We start from the raw sequence: 681 nt of genomic DNA, 5'->3' as shown, positions 1-681 counted from the left end.
TGGGGCTTGAAAAGATTTTAGACATATTTAAGTTATAGATTCCATTCGTTTTTTCTATAAACCCTCCGTGTGTCACAGGAAGCACCAAAATTAAAATAGCAGGAATGATAAAGCCGGAGATGACGGAAATATATCTTAGCGTTTTCCGCTCCTTTGCTGTATTTGAAAACACGAGAAATCCGCTTCGAATCGCTAAAAGCAGTAAAATCATGCTTCCGGGAATTAATAAAACGGTGCCGAGCACAAATGTCGCGCCGGGGAAAAAACTGAAAAGCGCCACGACGATGGCCACAATAAAGACGTTTGTGACCTCCCAAGTCGGGGACAAAAAGCGATTCGCAATATCGGTGGCCTTCATATGCTCCTTGTTTAAATAGATCATAGACCAAAATCCCGCTCCAAAATCCATTGTCGCCATGACGGCGTAAATAAACACAAAGCCCCAGATAATTGAGATGGCGATCAGAGCGTCAGTTGAAATCTCCATTTGTACGATCTTCCTTCCATTTGGTTTCCTGTTTGCGGAGCCATTACGACTCCGCTGTATTTAAATCTTCGTCAACAGGGTGCTTGCGGAAATAATACAGCAGCACGTAGACGACAGCTGCGCCTAACACGGCATAAACAAATGTGAAAAATAAGAACAGCAGCCCAATCGAGCCAGTCGTTGTTACGACATCT

The 681-nt window shown here is 43.6% G+C and carries 1 protein-coding gene and 1 pseudogene; both read right to left on the bottom strand.

All coding sequences use genetic code 11. The features are described 5' to 3' along the window. Nucleotides 1–487, bottom strand: a 487-nt coding sequence (locus tag ACWHAR_RS27730; protein ID WP_452088520.1) for a cytochrome d ubiquinol oxidase subunit II, incomplete at its 3' end; no start/stop codon positions are given. A gap of 43 nt (nucleotides 488–530) precedes the next feature. Beyond that, nucleotides 531–681: pseudogene (locus ACWHAR_RS27725) on the bottom strand (cytochrome ubiquinol oxidase subunit I); the annotation flags it as partial.

It is taken from the genome of Bacillus sp. LR--39 (assembly GCF_053613335.1).
This window is presented reverse-complemented; position numbering and strand designations above follow the sequence as displayed.